This is a genomic window from Paeniclostridium hominis, from assembly GCF_014306135.1.
Taxonomy (GTDB): domain Bacteria; phylum Bacillota; class Clostridia; order Peptostreptococcales; family Peptostreptococcaceae; genus Paraclostridium; species Paraclostridium hominis.
Genome location: NZ_JACRWD010000002.1, coordinates 324,367 through 342,477 on the forward strand (window position 1 = coordinate 324,367; position 18,111 = coordinate 342,477).

The 18,111-nt window shown below is 26.2% G+C and carries 21 protein-coding genes and 1 other annotated feature; of the genes, 2 read left to right on the plus strand and 19 right to left on the minus strand.

The window, feature by feature from the left end; translation table 11 throughout:
* Window positions 1-7: 7 nt before the first annotated feature.
* The 4 genes from H8891_RS15300 to H8891_RS09520 all read right to left on the minus strand — a co-directional run bounded on the left by H8891_RS15300 (window position 8) and on the right by H8891_RS09520 (window position 3,193).
* Window positions 8-892: a SpoIIE family protein phosphatase gene (locus tag H8891_RS15300; RefSeq protein ID WP_243207819.1), complete on the minus strand. Its 885-nt coding sequence runs from the start codon at window positions 890-892 to the stop codon at window positions 8-10.
* A 311-nt stretch (window positions 893-1,203) separates the two neighbouring features.
* The gene (locus H8891_RS15305; RefSeq protein ID WP_243207820.1) at window positions 1,204-1,767 is read right to left on the minus strand and encodes a GAF domain-containing protein; all 564 of its coding nucleotides are present in this window, start codon (window positions 1,765-1,767) and stop codon (window positions 1,204-1,206) included.
* A 103-nt stretch (window positions 1,768-1,870) separates the two neighbouring features.
* The gene (locus H8891_RS09515; RefSeq protein WP_187006254.1) at window positions 1,871-2,362 is read right to left on the minus strand and encodes a hypothetical protein; all 492 of its coding nucleotides are present in this window, start codon (window positions 2,360-2,362) and stop codon (window positions 1,871-1,873) included.
* Between the two features lie 33 nt (window positions 2,363-2,395).
* Complete coding sequence (locus H8891_RS09520; protein ID WP_187006255.1) at window positions 2,396-3,193, minus strand: nuclease-related domain-containing protein; 798 nt, start codon at window positions 3,191-3,193, stop codon at window positions 2,396-2,398.
* A 278-nt stretch (window positions 3,194-3,471) separates the two neighbouring features.
* Between H8891_RS09520 and H8891_RS09525 the strand changes: the two genes are divergently transcribed.
* Entirely contained in the window at window positions 3,472-3,945 is a 474-nt protein-coding gene (locus H8891_RS09525; protein ID WP_187006256.1) for a hypothetical protein, read from the plus strand.
* 28 nt (window positions 3,946-3,973) lie between these two features.
* Here H8891_RS09525 and H8891_RS09530 read toward each other — a convergent pair whose 3' ends face one another.
* The 10 genes from H8891_RS09530 to hpt all read right to left on the minus strand — a co-directional run bounded on the left by H8891_RS09530 (window position 3,974) and on the right by hpt (window position 11,108).
* Window positions 3,974-4,141, minus strand: coding sequence for a hypothetical protein (locus H8891_RS09530; RefSeq protein ID WP_147543113.1), 168 nt, complete (start codon window positions 4,139-4,141; stop codon window positions 3,974-3,976).
* 108 nt (window positions 4,142-4,249) lie between these two features.
* Complete coding sequence (locus H8891_RS09535) at window positions 4,250-4,468, minus strand: alpha/beta-type small acid-soluble spore protein (RefSeq protein ID WP_021123091.1); 219 nt, start codon at window positions 4,466-4,468, stop codon at window positions 4,250-4,252.
* A 210-nt stretch (window positions 4,469-4,678) separates the two neighbouring features.
* Window positions 4,679-5,902 (minus strand): BaiN/RdsA family NAD(P)/FAD-dependent oxidoreductase, encoded by a 1,224-nt coding sequence (locus H8891_RS09540; RefSeq protein WP_243207827.1) that lies wholly within the window; start codon window positions 5,900-5,902, stop codon window positions 4,679-4,681.
* A 5-nt stretch (window positions 5,903-5,907) separates the two neighbouring features.
* Window positions 5,908-6,753 carry a phosphatase PAP2 family protein gene (locus H8891_RS09545; protein WP_187006258.1) on the minus strand — a complete coding sequence of 282 codons (846 nt, stop codon included), beginning with the start codon at window positions 6,751-6,753 and terminating at the stop codon, window positions 5,908-5,910.
* 121 nt (window positions 6,754-6,874) lie between these two features.
* Window positions 6,875-7,276 carry a PTS sugar transporter subunit IIA gene (locus H8891_RS09550; RefSeq protein WP_187006259.1) on the minus strand — a complete coding sequence of 134 codons (402 nt, stop codon included), beginning with the start codon at window positions 7,274-7,276 and terminating at the stop codon, window positions 6,875-6,877.
* A gap of 13 nt (window positions 7,277-7,289) precedes the next feature.
* The gene (locus H8891_RS09555; RefSeq protein WP_207723176.1) at window positions 7,290-8,129 is read right to left on the minus strand and encodes a PTS system mannose/fructose/sorbose family transporter subunit IID; all 840 of its coding nucleotides are present in this window, start codon (window positions 8,127-8,129) and stop codon (window positions 7,290-7,292) included.
* Window positions 8,119-8,886: a PTS mannose/fructose/sorbose/N-acetylgalactosamine transporter subunit IIC gene (locus H8891_RS09560; protein ID WP_187006260.1), complete on the minus strand. Its 768-nt coding sequence runs from the start codon at window positions 8,884-8,886 to the stop codon at window positions 8,119-8,121. The genes H8891_RS09555 and H8891_RS09560 overlap by 11 nt, the downstream gene beginning before the upstream one ends.
* A gap of 14 nt (window positions 8,887-8,900) precedes the next feature.
* Window positions 8,901-9,377, minus strand: a complete 477-nt coding sequence (gene agaB, locus H8891_RS09565; RefSeq protein WP_187006261.1) for a PTS galactosamine transporter subunit IIB — start codon at window positions 9,375-9,377, stop codon at window positions 8,901-8,903.
* Window positions 9,378-9,548: 171 nt separating this feature from the next.
* Entirely contained in the window at window positions 9,549-10,487 is a 939-nt protein-coding gene (locus H8891_RS09570) for an ROK family protein (RefSeq protein WP_187006262.1), read from the minus strand.
* 99 nt (window positions 10,488-10,586) lie between these two features.
* Window positions 10,587-11,108: a hypoxanthine phosphoribosyltransferase gene (gene hpt, locus H8891_RS09575; RefSeq protein ID WP_187006263.1), complete on the minus strand. Its 522-nt coding sequence runs from the start codon at window positions 11,106-11,108 to the stop codon at window positions 10,587-10,589.
* A gap of 221 nt (window positions 11,109-11,329) precedes the next feature.
* Between hpt and H8891_RS09580 the strand changes: the two genes are divergently transcribed.
* Window positions 11,330-12,418 carry a pyridoxal phosphate-dependent aminotransferase gene (locus H8891_RS09580; protein ID WP_187006264.1) on the plus strand — a complete coding sequence of 363 codons (1,089 nt, stop codon included), beginning with the start codon at window positions 11,330-11,332 and terminating at the stop codon, window positions 12,416-12,418.
* A gap of 3 nt (window positions 12,419-12,421) precedes the next feature.
* Here the strand turns inward: H8891_RS09580 and H8891_RS09585 are convergent, their stop codons facing one another.
* The 5 genes from H8891_RS09585 to H8891_RS09605 form a co-directional block, all read right to left on the minus strand.
* Window positions 12,422-12,808 carry a DUF1232 domain-containing protein gene (locus H8891_RS09585; RefSeq protein WP_187006265.1) on the minus strand — a complete coding sequence of 129 codons (387 nt, stop codon included), beginning with the start codon at window positions 12,806-12,808 and terminating at the stop codon, window positions 12,422-12,424.
* Window positions 12,809-12,879: 71 nt separating this feature from the next.
* On the minus strand, window positions 12,880-13,884 hold the full coding sequence (asnA, locus tag H8891_RS09590; protein WP_187006266.1) for an aspartate--ammonia ligase: 1,005 nt from the start codon (window positions 13,882-13,884) through the stop codon (window positions 12,880-12,882).
* A 137-nt stretch (window positions 13,885-14,021) separates the two neighbouring features.
* Window positions 14,022-14,283: a binding site (T-box leader), on the minus strand.
* A 337-nt stretch (window positions 14,284-14,620) separates the two neighbouring features.
* Entirely contained in the window at window positions 14,621-16,333 is a 1,713-nt protein-coding gene (gene ptsP / locus H8891_RS09595; protein WP_187006267.1) for a phosphoenolpyruvate--protein phosphotransferase, read from the minus strand.
* An 83-nt stretch (window positions 16,334-16,416) separates the two neighbouring features.
* Complete coding sequence (locus H8891_RS09600) at window positions 16,417-16,677, minus strand: HPr family phosphocarrier protein (protein ID WP_147543102.1); 261 nt, start codon at window positions 16,675-16,677, stop codon at window positions 16,417-16,419.
* A 51-nt stretch (window positions 16,678-16,728) separates the two neighbouring features.
* Window positions 16,729-17,940: a patatin-like phospholipase family protein gene (locus H8891_RS09605; protein ID WP_187006268.1), complete on the minus strand. Its 1,212-nt coding sequence runs from the start codon at window positions 17,938-17,940 to the stop codon at window positions 16,729-16,731.
* Window positions 17,941-18,111 lie beyond the last annotated feature (171 nt).

The following is an 18,111-nucleotide window of genomic DNA, read 5'->3' on the forward strand; positions in this document are numbered from 1 at the left end:
AATCTCCTTATTTTTCTCTAAGAGTAATAATTAATATATCATCTTCAAAATTACTTTTCTTAGAGAACTGCCATAACTTAGATTTTAAATTGGTAATCATATTTGTTTTATCTAAGTTACTATTTTCTTCTAAAAATTCTTTAAGTCTTTCTACTCCAAATTCTTCCTTATCACTATCTTTTATTTCTAATACACCATCAGTATATAAGGAAATTGATTTATATTTAGATATATCTATTTCTTTATCTAAATATGATACTTCATCTAATATACCAATAGGTATTCCTTTATTACATTTTATAAAACTCGCATTATTATCTTTATCGACTCCAATTGGGTAATAATGCCCTGCATTAGATAAAATCATTTTGTGTTCATCATTTTTTATAATCCCAATTATACAAGTTGCAAAGACTCCCATTTTATCAAATTCATCGAATAAAAATTGATTTATATTTTCCATTATTTCACTTGGTTTATCATATTGTTTTGCTAAAACTTTAAATGCACCTTTTATCATAGCTACCATATAGTTTGATACTATACCATGCCCCATTACATCTGCTAAAATCGCTACAATTGTATTGTCATCTTTTTTTATAGTATGATAGAAATCTCCACCTACAACTTTAGCAGGTTTGTGAAAATAAAATAATTCTCTATTATTTCCTAATTCTTTATTTCCTTTATTCATTATAAGTTTTTGTTGTTGATTTAAAACTTTAAGTTCATTTTCTAAAACATGATGCTTTACTTCACTTTTACTATATTCATATAACTGCATTGCTACTGATACTTGCTTTGCAAGTATACTTAATATATTTAAATCATCTTTTGTATAGTTTTTACTATTAATGCAAGCTATATATCCAATAACCTTATTTTTATTCATCAATTTATGATATATATATGAATTTACCATTCCTGAATACTCATCACTTTTTACTTCATTGGAATATGCACCTATAGTTTTATCATCTATTACTTTATTTAAAATTGAATATACATCTATAGCCTCATCTTCATCTAAACTGTAAAAACTAAATATCTGATTTTTCTTTTTATTGTTATCTATAATGATAATTGATTCTCTACTATTAGTTATATTACAAGCTTGTCTGCTTAAATGATTTAAGAAGCTTTTTATATCTTTATTTAAATAAAGCTTTTTAGTAGCTTCATTTATAGATGATATAGCACCTCTTAATTTATTAGTATTTGGATATCATTATTTTTACTAGTTACTTCTATAGATAAACTTATAAGCGATGCTACTGATGAAATAAAGTTCATATCATCATCACTTATCTTGTCTTGTTCTGTTAAAAAGCAAGTCATAAATCCTGTTACTTTTTCATTTACTATAAGAGGAAAAACTATTCTTCCTATATAACCTTCTTTTATTGCTAAATCTCTTTCATCAAGAGCTCTTTCATCACTGAATACATTTTCTATATACACAACTTTTTGTTCTTTTACTGCTTCGTGTATGTATTTAGGATATTCATTGAAGTTTATTTTTACCCCTATAGGCTTATCAATAGGAAAAACTTTTGATATATGATCTAAAGTTTGTGAACATACTAAATAAGCATGCTCATAATTATTTTTATAAAATAAGTTTACACATGCTTTTGCTGGATGAACTACATCTAACATTTTTTCTATAATTTTATCTTTTATCTCAAAGAAGTTGTTAGACTCAGTTACTAAAGTAGATATCTCTACAACGCACTTAAGTCTTTCATTTTCATTATAGTATCTCATATAAGTATTTCATCTCCCCTCTTTATATTAAGTCTATTTATTAATATTACTATATATATCTTTTATAGTAAACATAAAAACTCATACAAATCAAGCTCAAGTATTAATTAGAATTAATTTTATTTAATAGCTTTTTAAGGCTATCTATAAAAACTATAGTTAAACAAATTATTATAATATAATTAAATTCAGATACCAATCCTATAATAAATATAGTTAATGCTGAAATTATATTTACTTTGATGTTAGTATAATTTATTTTATTTCCTAAAGAATTTATATTGTATCGCATTCTAATATCATTATCTATACAATATCTTTCTATTTTATATTCATATATTTTTTTATAAATAACATGAGTAATCATAAGAAATAATAAACTATAACCTACTATACTCATATATTTAAGTAATGCAGTTATGATAAAACTAATAATCGCAACTTTAAACACATATAAAATCATATCATCTATGCTTTTATTTATTTTTTTAAATTTTTTACATTCATCACTAAAAATATAACTTTCATCTTTCATTTTCTTCATTTCTGATTTTACTTTATCATTATAAAATAGTTTAATAATTCCACTTATCATCTAATTTCCTCCTCTACTTGTATACAATTTTTCCTAAATGCTTTTCACAGCTTTAAGATGTCTATTTTTTCTATCTTCATCTACATTAGAGCATTCATCATGAAGATAGTTATAAACTTCTAATATTTCTTCATCTGATAATAACTTATCTTTTAAAACTAATTCACATTCTATCTCTTTTATAAAATTTTCCATTTGCTCTTTTAATTGTGCTTTACTTAATACCATTTGCCTAAATCCATCAGCTTCTATTTCGTAATTGACCTTTATTTTGTTTTTTTGAGTATTCATTACAACTATGGAATAGTAATTTTGAATAAAATCATATTTATCGGATAAGAAATTCTTTATCGCTTTAACATGATTTATATTTTGTTTTAAAGGACTATATATATTTTTCACATTTTCTCTATAGTATAAAATCCATCTTTCGTCTTCATCATCTCCTTTTATTAACTTAGCGCTTAAATTTTTAACTTCAAATACATATATTCCAGTATTATGTATAAAAACTATATCTATCTGTGTGTCTTGATTATTTTCTTTTCTAACATATAAATCTGTTAATACTTTTCCTCCTAATCTATATATAATTTCAAATATATTATATTCAAAAAGTTGCCCTTTATCATGTTTTATACTTTTATACTTTTTTCCACATTCATATTCATATGATTCTAATATTTTTAATACACTTGCATTTTTATCATTTAAACCTTTACTATTGCTTTCAATTATTCTTTTTAACTTATCTTTTTTAGAGCTTTCGATAAAATATACATATGTTATCGATATTATTATTGAAATAATTATTAAATATTTATCTTTCATATTCTATTCCTTCCTATTAACTTTAATTATCCAAATTATATCCATATTTACTAATATTAATAAGCTCATATGTTGTTAAAACTATTATTAAATTTCTCTATTACTATAGTTATATTTGTGATTACTCTTTTTGTTTTGGTCAATAATATAAAATAAGCATAGTTAGGCTACTATATTAAAGTTTATACAATTGTGTTTGCACCATAATTAGACAAACTTTTATAGATTGCTATATATTATGTATTTACACTATTATCAAAACCCTAAGGAGTGATTAAATGCTTATAGAGCAATTAGATTTAGAAACAAGAAGTAAAATCTATGGATATACAAAAAAGGTATTAAGAAAATATCAAAAGGGAATTGTAACTGGTAAACTGACTGCAGATAAATTTGCTGAAAATATATTGTCAAATGAAGATATAACTACTATACTCGATAAAAATATAATAAACGAACTGGATTTTAAAAATTCATACATAAAATATATAGAAACATTAATAAAAAATCAAAATGAAAACATAAGTAATTTCAAAAAAAATAAAAATATAAAACCAGATATAAAATCTTCTATAACTCAACAAATTAAATTAAAAAATTTATTAATTGAAACAGGATATGAGCTTACTATACCTTCTCAGTACTTAAGTTCTAGTGATATTAATAATTTATTTAAATATATATCTACAGGAAAAATCGATTTAGGAAATGAGCGAATTTTTAATTACATAAAAAAAAATGAAAAGCACTAAGGTTAAATATATACCTTAGTGCTTTTTATTAACCTAATGCCTTTTCTAATTTTGATAAATGTTGTATAGGATAATATTTAAGTAATTCTTTGAATTGTTCAACAGTAAGACCTTCAGTTGTAGTGTATATATTTATTTTCCCATCTAAATCTGCATTTATAAATTTAGTTTTTATTTCTTCAAAGTTTACAGCCATTTTAATTTACCTCCTATATATGTATTATCTTTTATATTTTATCCATATTAATTTTTTTTACTCAATAATAATAAAAAAGGAAGGTTTAAAACCTTCCTTTTCTATTAACTATTGTTGTTGACCACTCATTTGTTTTTCAGCCATTTCAACTAATTTTTTAGTCATGTATCCACCAACATATCCATTTTGTCTTGCTGTCATATTTCCTTTATCAGCAGTGTCATAGTTTGACATTCCTAACTCATTAGCTATTTCTAATTTCATTTGTTTTAATGCTGCTTTAGCCTCTGGTACTGATATTGAATTTTGGTTGTTATTGTTTGTCATGTTGATTACCTCACTTTATTAGTTTTTGTAGTGGTTTATGGAGTCTTAATTTTATTAATTGGTAAATTTACCTTGAACAACTTTTACTCCATTTTTCTTTTGCTGTTGTTCATGTTCTTATTATGCCAACTTGTACTTTTTATATACTTAAATTTATAAAAATTTTATAAAAATATATAAAACTTTAAACTACAAACTTTATAAAGCTTATTAACAACTTATACCTGCTAAGTATCCAGTTGAAAATGCTATTTGAAGGTTAAATCCTCCAGTATATGCATCTACATCTATTACTTCTCCTGCAAAAAACAATCCTTCTATTAATTTCGACTCCATTGTGGATGAATTTATCTCACTAGTTTTTATTCCACCAGATGTTATTATTGCTTCATCTATCGGTTTATAATTTCTTATATTAAATTCTAAATTTTTAAGTAAATTTACTAAATCTTTTCTTTGCTTTCTTGAAATTTGATGCACTACTAAATCTTTATCAATTCCACTTAAATCTATTATATAAGGTATTAATTTTTTAGGTAATAAATCATCTAAACTATTTTCAAACTTTTTATTTGTATACTTTTTAAAATCTTTTTGTATTCTTTTATCTAACATTTCTTCATCTAAAGCTGGCTTTAAATCTACTATCACTTTATAAGTTTCATTCTCAAAAGATTTCATTCTACAACTTGCTGACCTTATTACAGGACCCTCTATTCCAATATCACTAAATTCCATCTCTCCAAAGTCTTCATATATACTTTTTCCTTTTTTATCTATTACTTTTATAGCTATGTTTCTAAGTGATAATTTGTTTAAGCTATATACATCTTCAAAAGTTTCAAGCCCTATTAGTGATGGCTTTGGCTTAATAATTGTATGTCCTAAGCTTTTAGCAAACTTATATCCATCTCCTGTTGATCCAGTTCTTGGATAACTAACTCCACCAGTTGCTATTATAACACTATCACACTTTATTACTTTATTATTACTTAAAACAACACTTTCTATTTTTCCGTTTTTTTGTTCTATTTTTTTTACATTAGAATTTAACACCACATTTACTTTATTTTGCTTCATTTGCTTTTCAAGAGCTACAACAACATCTTTAGCCTTATCGCTTTCTGGAAATACTCTTTTTCCTCTTTCTGTTTTTGTTTTAACTCCTAGTGAATTAAACATGTCTATAACCTGTTCGTTAGTGAAAGTATAAAATGCACTATATAAAAATTTCCCATTAGTAGGAGTATTTTCTATAAGTTCCTCTATATCACAATTATTAGTTATATTACATCTTCCTTTTCCTGTTATAAGTAATTTTCTACCTAGTCTTTCATTTTTTTCTAATAATGTAACATCATGTTCCATACTAGATGCAGTTGATGCTGCAACCATACCAGCCGCTCCTCCACCTATTACAACTACTTTTTTCAAATTTATCATTCCTTCCAAATCTTCTCAAATATTAGTGGTGCTATATCCATTGCATATATCATCAATAAAAAATATCTTAAAAATCCACCTATACAATTTAATGGCATAACTAATTTTAATATTAAATAAATTGCACCTAAACTTATTAATCCGAATATATATCTAAATATTTTTAATTTCAAACTTACATTAACATTAAAATTCACATATTCTTTTTCTATTATATATCCGATTATATATCCACTTAATAACCCTAACATTTTAACATATTTAGTACTGTTTACAATAAACATCCATAATATCATAGGTATTATTATAAAATTAAAATATCTATACTTTTTATTTTTTTCAACTTTTGACATTATATAATTACAAATAAGAGTTAATATTATACCAAATACCCATCCAAATAAAACATCTGTAGGCCAGTGAACTCCTAAATATAATCGAGATATACCTATGCCTAAAAATATAATTGGCCCAAATATGTACAAATATTTATTTTTAAATATACTCATCATACTCACCCAAAATGTAGTTCCTATTTGAGTATGTCCACTAGGAAACGAGTATCCTGTAGCTGTTGAAACCCTCATAGACTCTATACCATCTACTCCAATAGGTCTTTGAACCTTAAAAAATTCTTTAACGCCTGTATTTAAAGCCACATTTCCTATTAATGCAAATAATAATCTTTCCCCATACTTTTTATTGACACACCAATATAAAATAGATGCTACTATTAGTACAACTGGAACTTCTGTGCTAATAGTTATAGTCAAAAATAGTATGTTTAGTATAGGATTTTTAAATGATTGTATAAATTTTAGTATTTCAACTTGCATGTTCATATACTAACTTAAACCTCCCGTCAAATAAAACTACTTTCAATACTTAATTCTTTAAATATATAATATTAAATTTCTATTATTTATGATTATATAAAAAAAGAGTAGCATAAGCTACTCTTTATTATATTCCTTCATCTTTAAATTCTACAACTTTCTTTTGTGGATTTATTGCATTTATACCAGTCTCTTTTATAAAGTTAACATCAATATCACACCCTAAAGATACCATCATACTTGCTTCAATAAGCATAGGTAAATTCGTACCGCAAAATACTTTTATGTTATTGTTAAATGCTAACTCACTACTAACTTTAAAAGGAGTACCTCCTGCTAAATCTGTAAATATATATAATTCGTTATCACTACATTTGTCTATTATAGATTTTATATCATTTTTTAACTCTTCAGGATTTTTATTTTCTGTAAAATCAACCACTTTTATAAAATCATAGTTCCCAACTATTAAATCTAAACTACTTTTTAACCCCGAAGCAAAGTTTCCATGGCCTGTTATTATAATCATTAGTATATTCCCCCTAGAATAATCCTATATATGCTCCTGCTATACCTATTAACACCATTATTAATATGTTTATCATAGGACTTACATTTTTCTTAACTAGCCCATACATACCAAATGTTAATCCAAGAGGTAATAATTTTGGCATTATACCATCTAGTATTTCTTGAACTTTAAGAGATGTTTCTCCTATAGGTATTTCAGTAACAATATCTATACTTACATATGAAGCTATTAATGCACCAACAACTATCATACCTAATATAGTAGCTGCTCTTGTAAATTCCTTTGCATTTTTTGTTATCTTCGTTATACCTTCAATACCAGTCTTATATGACCAATGCATTAACCAAAATCTTAATCCTAGGTGAACTATATTAAACATTAATAAAAATATTATAGGTCCTGCTATACTTCCTTCAAGCGCTAAGTTAGCTCCAACTCCAGCAGCTATTGGAAGTAAAGTAAACCAAAATATTGCATCTCCTATACCTCCTAATGGTCCCATCGCTGCAACCCTTAATGAACGTATAGTTTGTACATCTGCTTTCTTTTGTTCTAAAGATAAAACAATTCCCATAACAAATGTAATTAAAAATGGATGGCAGTTAAAAAACTCTAAGTTATGTTTCATAGAAGTAGATAAGTCTTGTTTGTTTTTGTGTATTTTTTTAAGTCCTGGAAGTATAGAATATAACCAACCTCCAGCTTGCATTCTTTCATAGTTAAATGAAGCCTGTAAAAACATAGATCTCCATGCCATTTGGTTTAAAGTTTTCTTATCTAGAGTTTCACCTTCTGTTTTATCTATATATTCAGTATGAATCATTGCTTTTTGTTCTATATTAGATGCCATCACTCATACCTCCTCCAACATTTTTAGTTTTTATGCTCACATTAAAATCGTATATAGCTACAACTAGCCCTATCATAGCTAAAGCTAAAAGTGGTAAATTTAAGTATGCAACTAATACAAAACCTAATATCATAAATATCGCATACTCTTTACTTAACATAACCTTAAGTAACATAGCAAATCCTAGAGCTGGCATCATCTTTCCTGCTGCAGTTAATCCAGTCCAAACTTGTTCAGGTAATACTTTAGTTAAAGTATCTCCTATCGCTTGCCCAGATAGTAAACCGGCTAAAACTATTAATGCAAAAGCTACTCCTAATATTCCCATAGCCATATAGTTTACTTTATCTATTCCTTTAGGGTTAGACTCTTCTGCTGCTTTATCACATAATCTCATTAAAGGAGACATTACTGTAAATAATGCAGTTACTGCATATTGACCTAATAATGCAAAAGGTATTGCAAGTGGTAATGCTGCACTTGTATCTAATCCTGATGTTATAGCAAATATAGTTGCCATTATACCTCCTATAACAGCATTTGGAGGCTGAGCTCCACCTACAGGCATTGCGCCTATCATCATAAGTTCATAAGATCCACCAACTATAAGTCCTGTGTTTAAATCTCCCATTATAGCCCCAACTATAGGACCCATTATTATAGGTCTATACAATGATTCTAAAAAGTTAAACTGGTCAATGGCTGCTATAAATGTAACAATTAAAATTAGAGCAATTTGAACAAACCCTATTTCCATAAAGCTACCCCTTTCTATTTAAATAATTCATCTATACTTTCAGCAGATTCACTTGGAACTCTCCTGATTTCTAGCTCTACACCTAACTCCTTAAGCTTTTTAAATGCAGCTACATCATGATCATCTACGCAAACTGCTTTTGAAACTTGTCTTTTACCTTGTGCCATATGCATATTTCCTATATTAACCTTCTTTATAGGAACACCACCTTCCACAAGTTTTAAAACATCTTGAGGATTTTCACAAATTATAGCTATATGCTGAGATTCACTAGCTTTGTGTATTATATTTATTGTTTTCTCTATTGTAAAATATCTAGTTTGTGCAAAGCTTGGTGCAGCCATATCCATAAGGCCCTGTCTAAATTCATTTGTTGCTACTTCATCATTTGCTACTAATAATAAATTAGCTCCTACACTAGATGACCACATAGTTGCTACTTGACCATGTATTAGTCTATTATCAATTCTTGTTAATACTATATTTGGCATAATACCGCCCCCCACTAATATTTTTTATATATACTTATAATTTTTAATAGCTTATGCTTAATTTTATGTTTTTAAATTTAAACTTATGATGTTTTTATCATCTTTTTTGCAAATTAGAAACATAAAAAAGAGAGGTTTATTAAAACCTCTCTTTTTTATGTTAAACTTATTTTAACTTAAAAATGCAGCACCAACAATTCCTGCATCAGCGCTTAACGTAGCTATAACTATATCTGCAAATTCTTCATCCTTAAAAACTACATATTTTTTAATTGTATCATTTAATCCATCTAATATTATATCTCCTGATCTAGAGACTCCTCCACCTATAGATATAACTTCTGGATCTATTGTATTTATAATTGCCGCTATAGATTTTGCTAAATAATCTTTAAATCTATTTATAGTTTCAATTGCAACCTCATCATTTTCTCTATATGCATCAAATACATGTTTAGCAGTTATATCATCTAATCTATTATTAACTAATGATAAAATTTTGCTATCTTTCCCTTCTTGGATTAGTTTTCTAGCATACTTTATTATAGCTGTAGCAGAACAGAAAGTTTCTAAGCATCCATTGTTTCCACAACTGCAATCATAATAGTTTGAATCTACAATTACATGTCCTAACTCAGATCCCATATTATGTGCTCCACTAAAAACTTTCCCATTTATTATTATTCCTCCACCTACACCTGTTCCTAAAGTGTACATAACTCCAACATCGCAACCTTTCATGCTTCCAACTTTAGCCTCTGCTAAAGCTGCAACAGTGGCATCATTTTCAGCATATACCTTAACCTCTTCAAACTTAGATTGCAAAGTATTTATAAAATCTTGTGATTTCCATCCTAAATTTACGCATGTAACTTGTCCTTTTTTATTTATAAACCCAGGCACTCCACAACCTATAGATTTTACATCTTTCATCTGTATATCATTTTCCTTTAAAAGACTTCTAACTAAGATGTTTATATCTTCCATTACCTTGTCAAATCCATTTTCTACATCTGTTGCACATTCTTTTCTATAAAGTATTTTTCCTTCTTTATCTACTATACCTGCTTGTATACCTGTACCACCTATATCTATACCTATATAGTACATATTTGTTCCCCCTATTACTAATTAAGTTTTAGTTATAATTTTATTATACATTCAAACTTAATTATCTAAAATATATTTTAAAAAAATAATAGTAGAAGATTACTCTCCTACTACTCCTATATATGGTAAATTCCTATATCTTTCTGCATAATCTATTCCATATCCAACTATAAATTTGTCTTCTATAACAAAACCTGTATAATCAACTTTTATATCAACTTTTCTTCTTTCAGGTTTATCTAGTAATGTACATAATTTTAAAGACTTTGGATTTCTAGTTTTTAATGCTGCTACTAAATTGCTTAATGTTAATCCACTATCTATTATATCTTCAACTATTAAAACATTTTTTCCTTCTATATCTACATCCAAATCTTTTAATATCTTAACTGTTCCTGATGACTCAGTTGAGTTACCATAACTTGAAACACTCATAAAATCTATATTAACATCTAAATTTATATTTCTTATTAAATCTGCAACAAATACACTTGCACCTTTAAGTATACCTACTACTAAAAGTTCTTGGCCTTCAAAATCTTTTTCTATCTTGCTAGCTATTTCTTTAACCTTTTTTGCTATTTCTTCTTCACTTATCATTACACCTGTAACTTTGTACATAGTTGTACCTCCAATTTGCCGTATATTAATATATTCCATTATAACATATCTTTTTTATTTTTTTGAATATTTTTTTGTTTTTTTGATTTATAATTCGTGTTTGTATTTTATTTGACATATAATTTATATATATTTTTAATTTTTACATATTAGTTATATATTATATACAAATTTTTATATATAATTATTATTATAAAAATTTTTTTAGGAGGTAAATTCCAATGAGTATAAATCATGGTGCTAACTTATATGATTTATCTAATAAGTTAGGTTTAAATAAAAACGAGTTAATGGACTTTAGCTCTAATATAAATCCTTTAGGATCTTCTAAATTAGCTAAACAAGCTATTATAGATAATATAGATATGGTCTCTATATATCCAGATCCTTCATATTTTAATTTAAAGACTTCAATTTCTAATTATTGTCATTGTTCTAGTGATAATATTCTTTTAGGAAGTGGGGCAACTGAACTTATATCTTCATTTATAGATATAATTAATCCTAAAAAAGCAGTTTTACTATCTCCATCTTATTCAGAGTATGAAAAAGAATTAATAAAAGTAAACTGTCATATTAATAAATATTTTTCAAAAAAAGAAAATCTGTTTAAGGTAGATGTAAATGATTTCATAAATTATATAAATAGTGATAATCATGATATTGTTATTATTTGTAATCCTAATAATCCTACTGGATTTGCATTTACAAATGAAGAAATAAGAAAAATACTTGAAAATACTAATACTTTTATTATGATTGATGAAACGTATATTGAATTTACTAATACAAGTAAATATTCTTCAACTAGATTAGTTGATGATTTTAATAAACTTTTTGTTATTAGAGGTACTTCTAAATTTTTTGGTACTCCAGGAATAAGATTAGGATATGGACTTACATCTGATGATTTAATAAAAGAATCAATAAATAATAAGTTAGATTTATGGAATATAAACACATTAGCATCTATAATGGGTGAAGTAATGTTTAAAGATGAAGATTTTATAAAAAATTCTTCGCAAACTTTAACTAAAGAAAGAGAATATCTTTTAAATGAACTCTCTTCTTTTGATGATTTTATGGTTTATCATAGTGATGGTAATTTTATATTAAGTGAAATAAAATCAAAAAAAATAAAAGCCTCAGAGTTAAGAGAACTTTTAATTGAAAAACATATAATAATTCGAGATTGCAAATCATTTGAAGGTCTAGATGAATATTTCTTTAGAGTTTGTACTTTAAGTCATAAAGAAAATGAATTTTTGATAAAATCTCTTAATGATATATTTACAAAAGATGAAGAGTAATTTTTACTCTTCATCCTTTATTGAGAAAGTTACACCTTCTATAATATTAGGATTTATTATATCTTTTTTAATTTTTTTATACTTTTCAATTTCTTCATTAATTATTCCAAAGCTCCAAAAAATTACAAATAAATCATCTATAAATCCAAACATACCTGTTATCACTTCTGGTATAAAATCTATTCCTGATAATAAATATACAAAGGTTATTAAAATTGCAAAAGTTACTTTAAATTTACTTATTATATTTACACTTTTATCTGTATAAAAATCTGGTAGTTTAAATAAATTAACAATAAATAAAATTCCAAATTTTCCATTTTTTAATCTAACCAAAGTTTTCTTAAGAATATCTAAAAATATATCTATTAATTTAAATAAAATTTTCATATATATCACCTCTAAAGCTATAATTTAAGATTATTATAACTTATATGAGTATTTCGATGAATATATTAAATTTATAATAAATGTATACCAAATTTATCACATTCTTTAATCATATCTTCTGGCCATATACCTGCTTGTACCTCTCCTATATGAGCTTTATTTAAAAAGTACATACATATTCTTGATTGTCCAATTCCTCCGCCTATAGTATATGGTAATTCTCCATTTAATAAAGCTTTGTGATAATCTAATTCTTTTCTATCCTCACATCCAGATAACTTTAATTGTTTTCTTAAACTTTCTTCATCTACCCTAATTCCCATAGAAGATAATTCAATAGCATTATCTAAAACTGGGTTATAAAATAGTATATCTCCATTTAATTCCCAATCATCGTAATCTGGACTTCTTCCATCATGCTTCTCTCCACAAGAAAGAACTTTTCCTATTTGCATTAAAAATACTGCACCTTTATCTTTTACTATTTTATTTTCTCTTTCCTTTGGAGTTAATTCTGGATACATATCTAATAGTTCTTGTGAAGTTATAAAAGTTATCTCTTCAGGTAAAACTTTTTTTATTTCTGGATATATTTTGTGTACATGTTCTTCTGTTTCTTTAAATACGGTATATATTTGTTTAACTTTAGCTTTTAAAGTCTCTATATTTCTATCATTTTTATCTATTATAAGTTCCCAATCCCATTGGTCTACATATATTGAATGAATATTATCTAACTCTTCATCTTTTCTTATAGCATTCATATCAGTATATAGACCTCTACCTACTGAGAAACCATACTTTTTAAGCGCCATTCTTTTCCACTTAGCTAGTGAATGAACTATCTCCGCTTTCTTTTTCATATCAGTCACTTCAAAGCTTACTGCTTTTTCTGTTCCATTTAAGTTATCATTAGTTCCAGTTTCCGGTAAAACAAATAATGGTGATGATACTCTAGTAAGGTTTAACATTTCTCCTAATCTATTTTCAAAGAAATCTTTTAAATCTTTTATAGCTTGTTGTGTTTCTATAACTCCTAAACTCGATTTATAATCTTTTGGTATTGTTAAGCTCATAATTATACTCTCCTCTTCTTCTTTTGATATTTTAATGATTTATTAAAGAGTATGACGTCATACATTTTTTAATTTTAGTATATGTGGCCACAATTATACTTTTTTCCAATAAAAAAAACCTTCATCTCTATATAAAATATAGGGACGAAAGTTTATAATTTCCGCGGTACCACCCTGATTAACTAGACCAAAATGTCAAGTTCTCTCAATAACACAGCAAGACTAATCTTAGTGCGTTCCAACTTGATAACGGTTTGGTTCCGTCTAAGCCTACTCTTTTTACAATTTCGGTTAGCAACTCCAGGATGTTCTTCAATATAGGCTTCGTGTTGGACTCTCACCATAACCAACTCGCTCATAACTACTTCCTATACCTACTCTTCCTTTCAAGGTCTTTTAACTATTTTTTAAATTATTTAACGTAATTTTAGTTGAATATATGAATTATGTCAATAAAAATTTCAAGATAATAATAATTTAATAAATTAATTTTTATATTAGAAATATATATTTTTTTAAATAATATATATATATATTAATAAATAACCTTATTTAATAAAGTATTAATTATCACTAACTGTATTTTCTAAAAAATTTAATTTTTCTGATTTATATATAAATATCTTAATAAATAAAAATTTATATTAGAATTTATACATCTAAAAATTCTGATATATTAAATTAAATATAATAACTATGTAATAAAAAAGATCGCTAAAGTTAGCGATCTTTTTTATTACATATTAAAAGTTTTATCTACATATGCTTTTATTTCTTCTGCAGTTCCCATAGTTAGTACTTCATTAGCAAATTTTTTCATATCGTCATACTTAACAGAAGTTATGAACTTTCTCGCTGGAAGTATTGATATAGGGGACATTGAAAATTCATCTAGACCCATACCTAAAAGTATAGGTATCATTCTTTGATCTCCTGCGGCTTCTCCGCACATTCCTACCCATTTTCCTTCTTTATGTGCATTGTCTATTACCATCTTTATAAGTCTAAGTACTGCCGGATTAAATTGATTGTATAAGTAACTTATCTTTTGATTCATTCTGTCAACTGCACAAGTATATTGTATTAAATCATTAGTTCCTATAGAGAAGAAATCTACATGCTTAGCTAATATATCTGATATAACAGCTGCTGATGGTATCTCTATCATCATACCCACTTCTACATCTTTTGAATACTCAATACCTTCTGCATCCATTTCAGCTAATACTTCTTTTATAATTTCTTTAGCTTTTAATAGTTCTTCTAAAGAGGATATCATTGGAAACATTATTCTTAATTTACCATGTACACTAGCTCTATATAAAGCTCTTAATTGAGTTTTAAATATGTCAGTTCTATCTAGACATAATCTTATTGCTCTATATCCTAAAAATGGATTCATTTCTTCATCCATTTTAAAGTATTTTAATTCTTTATCTCCACCTATATCTAATGTTCTTATAACTATAGGCTTTCCATTCATACCTTCAAGTACGGCTTTATAAGCTTCATACTGTTCTTCTTCAGTTGGGAAGTCATCTTCTTTATCCATATATAAAAACTCAGTTCTATAAAGTCCTACACCTTCTGCATCATTTTTTAATAATCCTTCAAGGTCATTAGGACTTCCTATATTCCCTGCAAGTTCTACATGTCTTTCATCAAGCGTTGTAGAAGCTTTTCCTATTAATTGTTTTAAAGCCTCTTTTTCTTCATCGAACTTAGCTTTTAGTTGACTATATTTATTTATAGTTTCTTTATCTGGATTAACTATAACTTCTCCAGTTTCTCCATTAAATACTACAAAATCTCCATCTTTAATTTTCTCTGTAGCATCATTAAGACCTACTACTGCAGCTATCTCTAAAGTTCTAGCCATTATAGCTGTATGAGATGTTCTTCCACCTATATCAGTTAAAAAACCTAAAACCATATTCTTATTCATTGTAGCTGTATCTGATGGAGTTAAATCATGAGCAATTAATATAACTTCTTCAGATAAAGCTGATAAATCTACAACTTTTATACCTAATATATGTCTTAAAACTCTATTAGTAACATCTTTTATATCAGCTGCTCTTTCTCTCATATATTCATTATCCATAGATTCAAATATGCTAACAAACATATCTTTAACTTCATTTAAAGCAAAATCAGCATTTACTTTTTCATCTTTTATTTTAGATATAGTCTGATCTATTAGTTCTGGATCTGCTAATACTAATAAATGTGCCTCAAATATTTCAGCTTCGTGTTCCCCTAATTCTTTTTTAACTCTTTCTTTTACTTGCTCTAATTCAACTTTTGATTTTTCTACTGCTTTTTGTAATTTTTCTACTTCAAAATCGGTATTTTCTATACTCTTTTTTTCTATATTAAGTTCGCTGTGTTCTATAACTAAAGCTTTTCCTATAGCTATTCCAGGCGATGCCCCTGTTCCTTTGTACATATATGTTTCCTCCTAATGTCTTCTGTATACAATATATATATATTCAATAAACCTCGGCTTTCACCGAGGTTTCTTAATTTTTATTATTCTCCAAATCCACTTTCTATTAATTCAACTAATGCATTTACTGCTGATTCTTGGTCTTCTCCATTAGCACATATAACAACTTCGTCTCCTTGAGCTAATCCTAAACTCATTATTCCCATTATAGATTTAGCATTAACAACTTTATCTTTTGCTTTTATTTCTACTGTAGCTTTAAATTCAGATGCTTTCTTAACAAACATTCCTGCTGGTCTAGCATGTAATCCACTTGCATTTTTAATAGTTACTGTTTTTTCCATTGTAATACCTCCATAAATTTCATTTGTTATAAATAATATAATTAGCACTTATTAAGTTTGTGTTTTTATATCATTTATTATTATATTTGTTAAAAGTTTAGTAAACCTATTCCTATGAATAGAAATTATAGGTCTAACTTCAAAATTAGACTCCCAACTCATATTAGAATTTATATTAGTGTTTACTACTTCTACTACCTTATTAAAATCATACAAATTTAACCTATTTATATTATTTTCTTCAAGCTTCTTTTCATAAATACAATAAAATAAATCTTTGTATGAAAACTCTTTTGATAAATTTAAACTTTCTCCTAATTTTGGTATTATAGCTTCTAAAAGAGTTCTTTTATTTATATCTCTTTTTATATTTAGTAATTTGCATAGGCTTTCTATAGAATCTTTACTTAAATTACTAAGCTTATCAAAACAATACTCATCATCATATTTATAATCCAAGTTGAAATAATATCTTATTCCATCATATCTGTTAAAGGTTTTCATGGCATCCATGTATCCCAATTTAATATTTTTATGCACATTATCTGGATCTACATTTAAACACCCACCTAAATACTCTGATGGAACTATAACTTTCATATTCATATCTTTATGATGATTTAAATTTACTTTTCCAAATAAGTCATCAATTAATCTTATTACAACTATATCTTCATATCCTTTTTCCCTTAATAAACTTACAGGTATATTATTATGAAATACGCCATCTAGGAACAACTTATCATCTAACTTATCTAATTTAAATATAGGTAAACTAGCACTTGCTATAAGATAATCTAATAATTTTCCTTTTGGTATATTCTCTATAAACATAGGATTTGGAACTATTTTACCATCCCACATAACTGTAACTAATCCAAAATCTTTATTTGAATTTCTTATTAAGTCTTCATTTATAGTTTTTTCTAATAGATTTCTAAATGGACTTATATCTATACCTTGATTTTTTCTAGCTTTATTTATCAAAGAGATTACCATATTTAAATTTTTAGGCGTAAAATCAATATTTTTTATGCTGTGATATGTTTCTTCATCAACATTCATAAAATGAGTATAGTCATAATTAGTCCATATATCCTCTAAAACTTCTATATTATCTTGAACTATATAAGCCCCATTTAAAGCTCCTATAGACGTTCCTGCTACACCCTTAAATTCTATGCCTAACTCCCTTAAAGCTTTATATGCACCTATCTGGTAAGCACCTTTTGTGCCTCCACCTTCAAGCACTAATCCTTTCATAAATATCACCTTAATTAAGTTATAAAGATATATATTCCTCAAAACAAATATATTACAAGTTTCATGGTATTTCAAGTAAAAATTATATTTTTTTATAATATTTATTAAATTTTAATTTTATACCTTATTCTACATATCCTATTAATCCTTAGTATTTTAAATAAAATATTA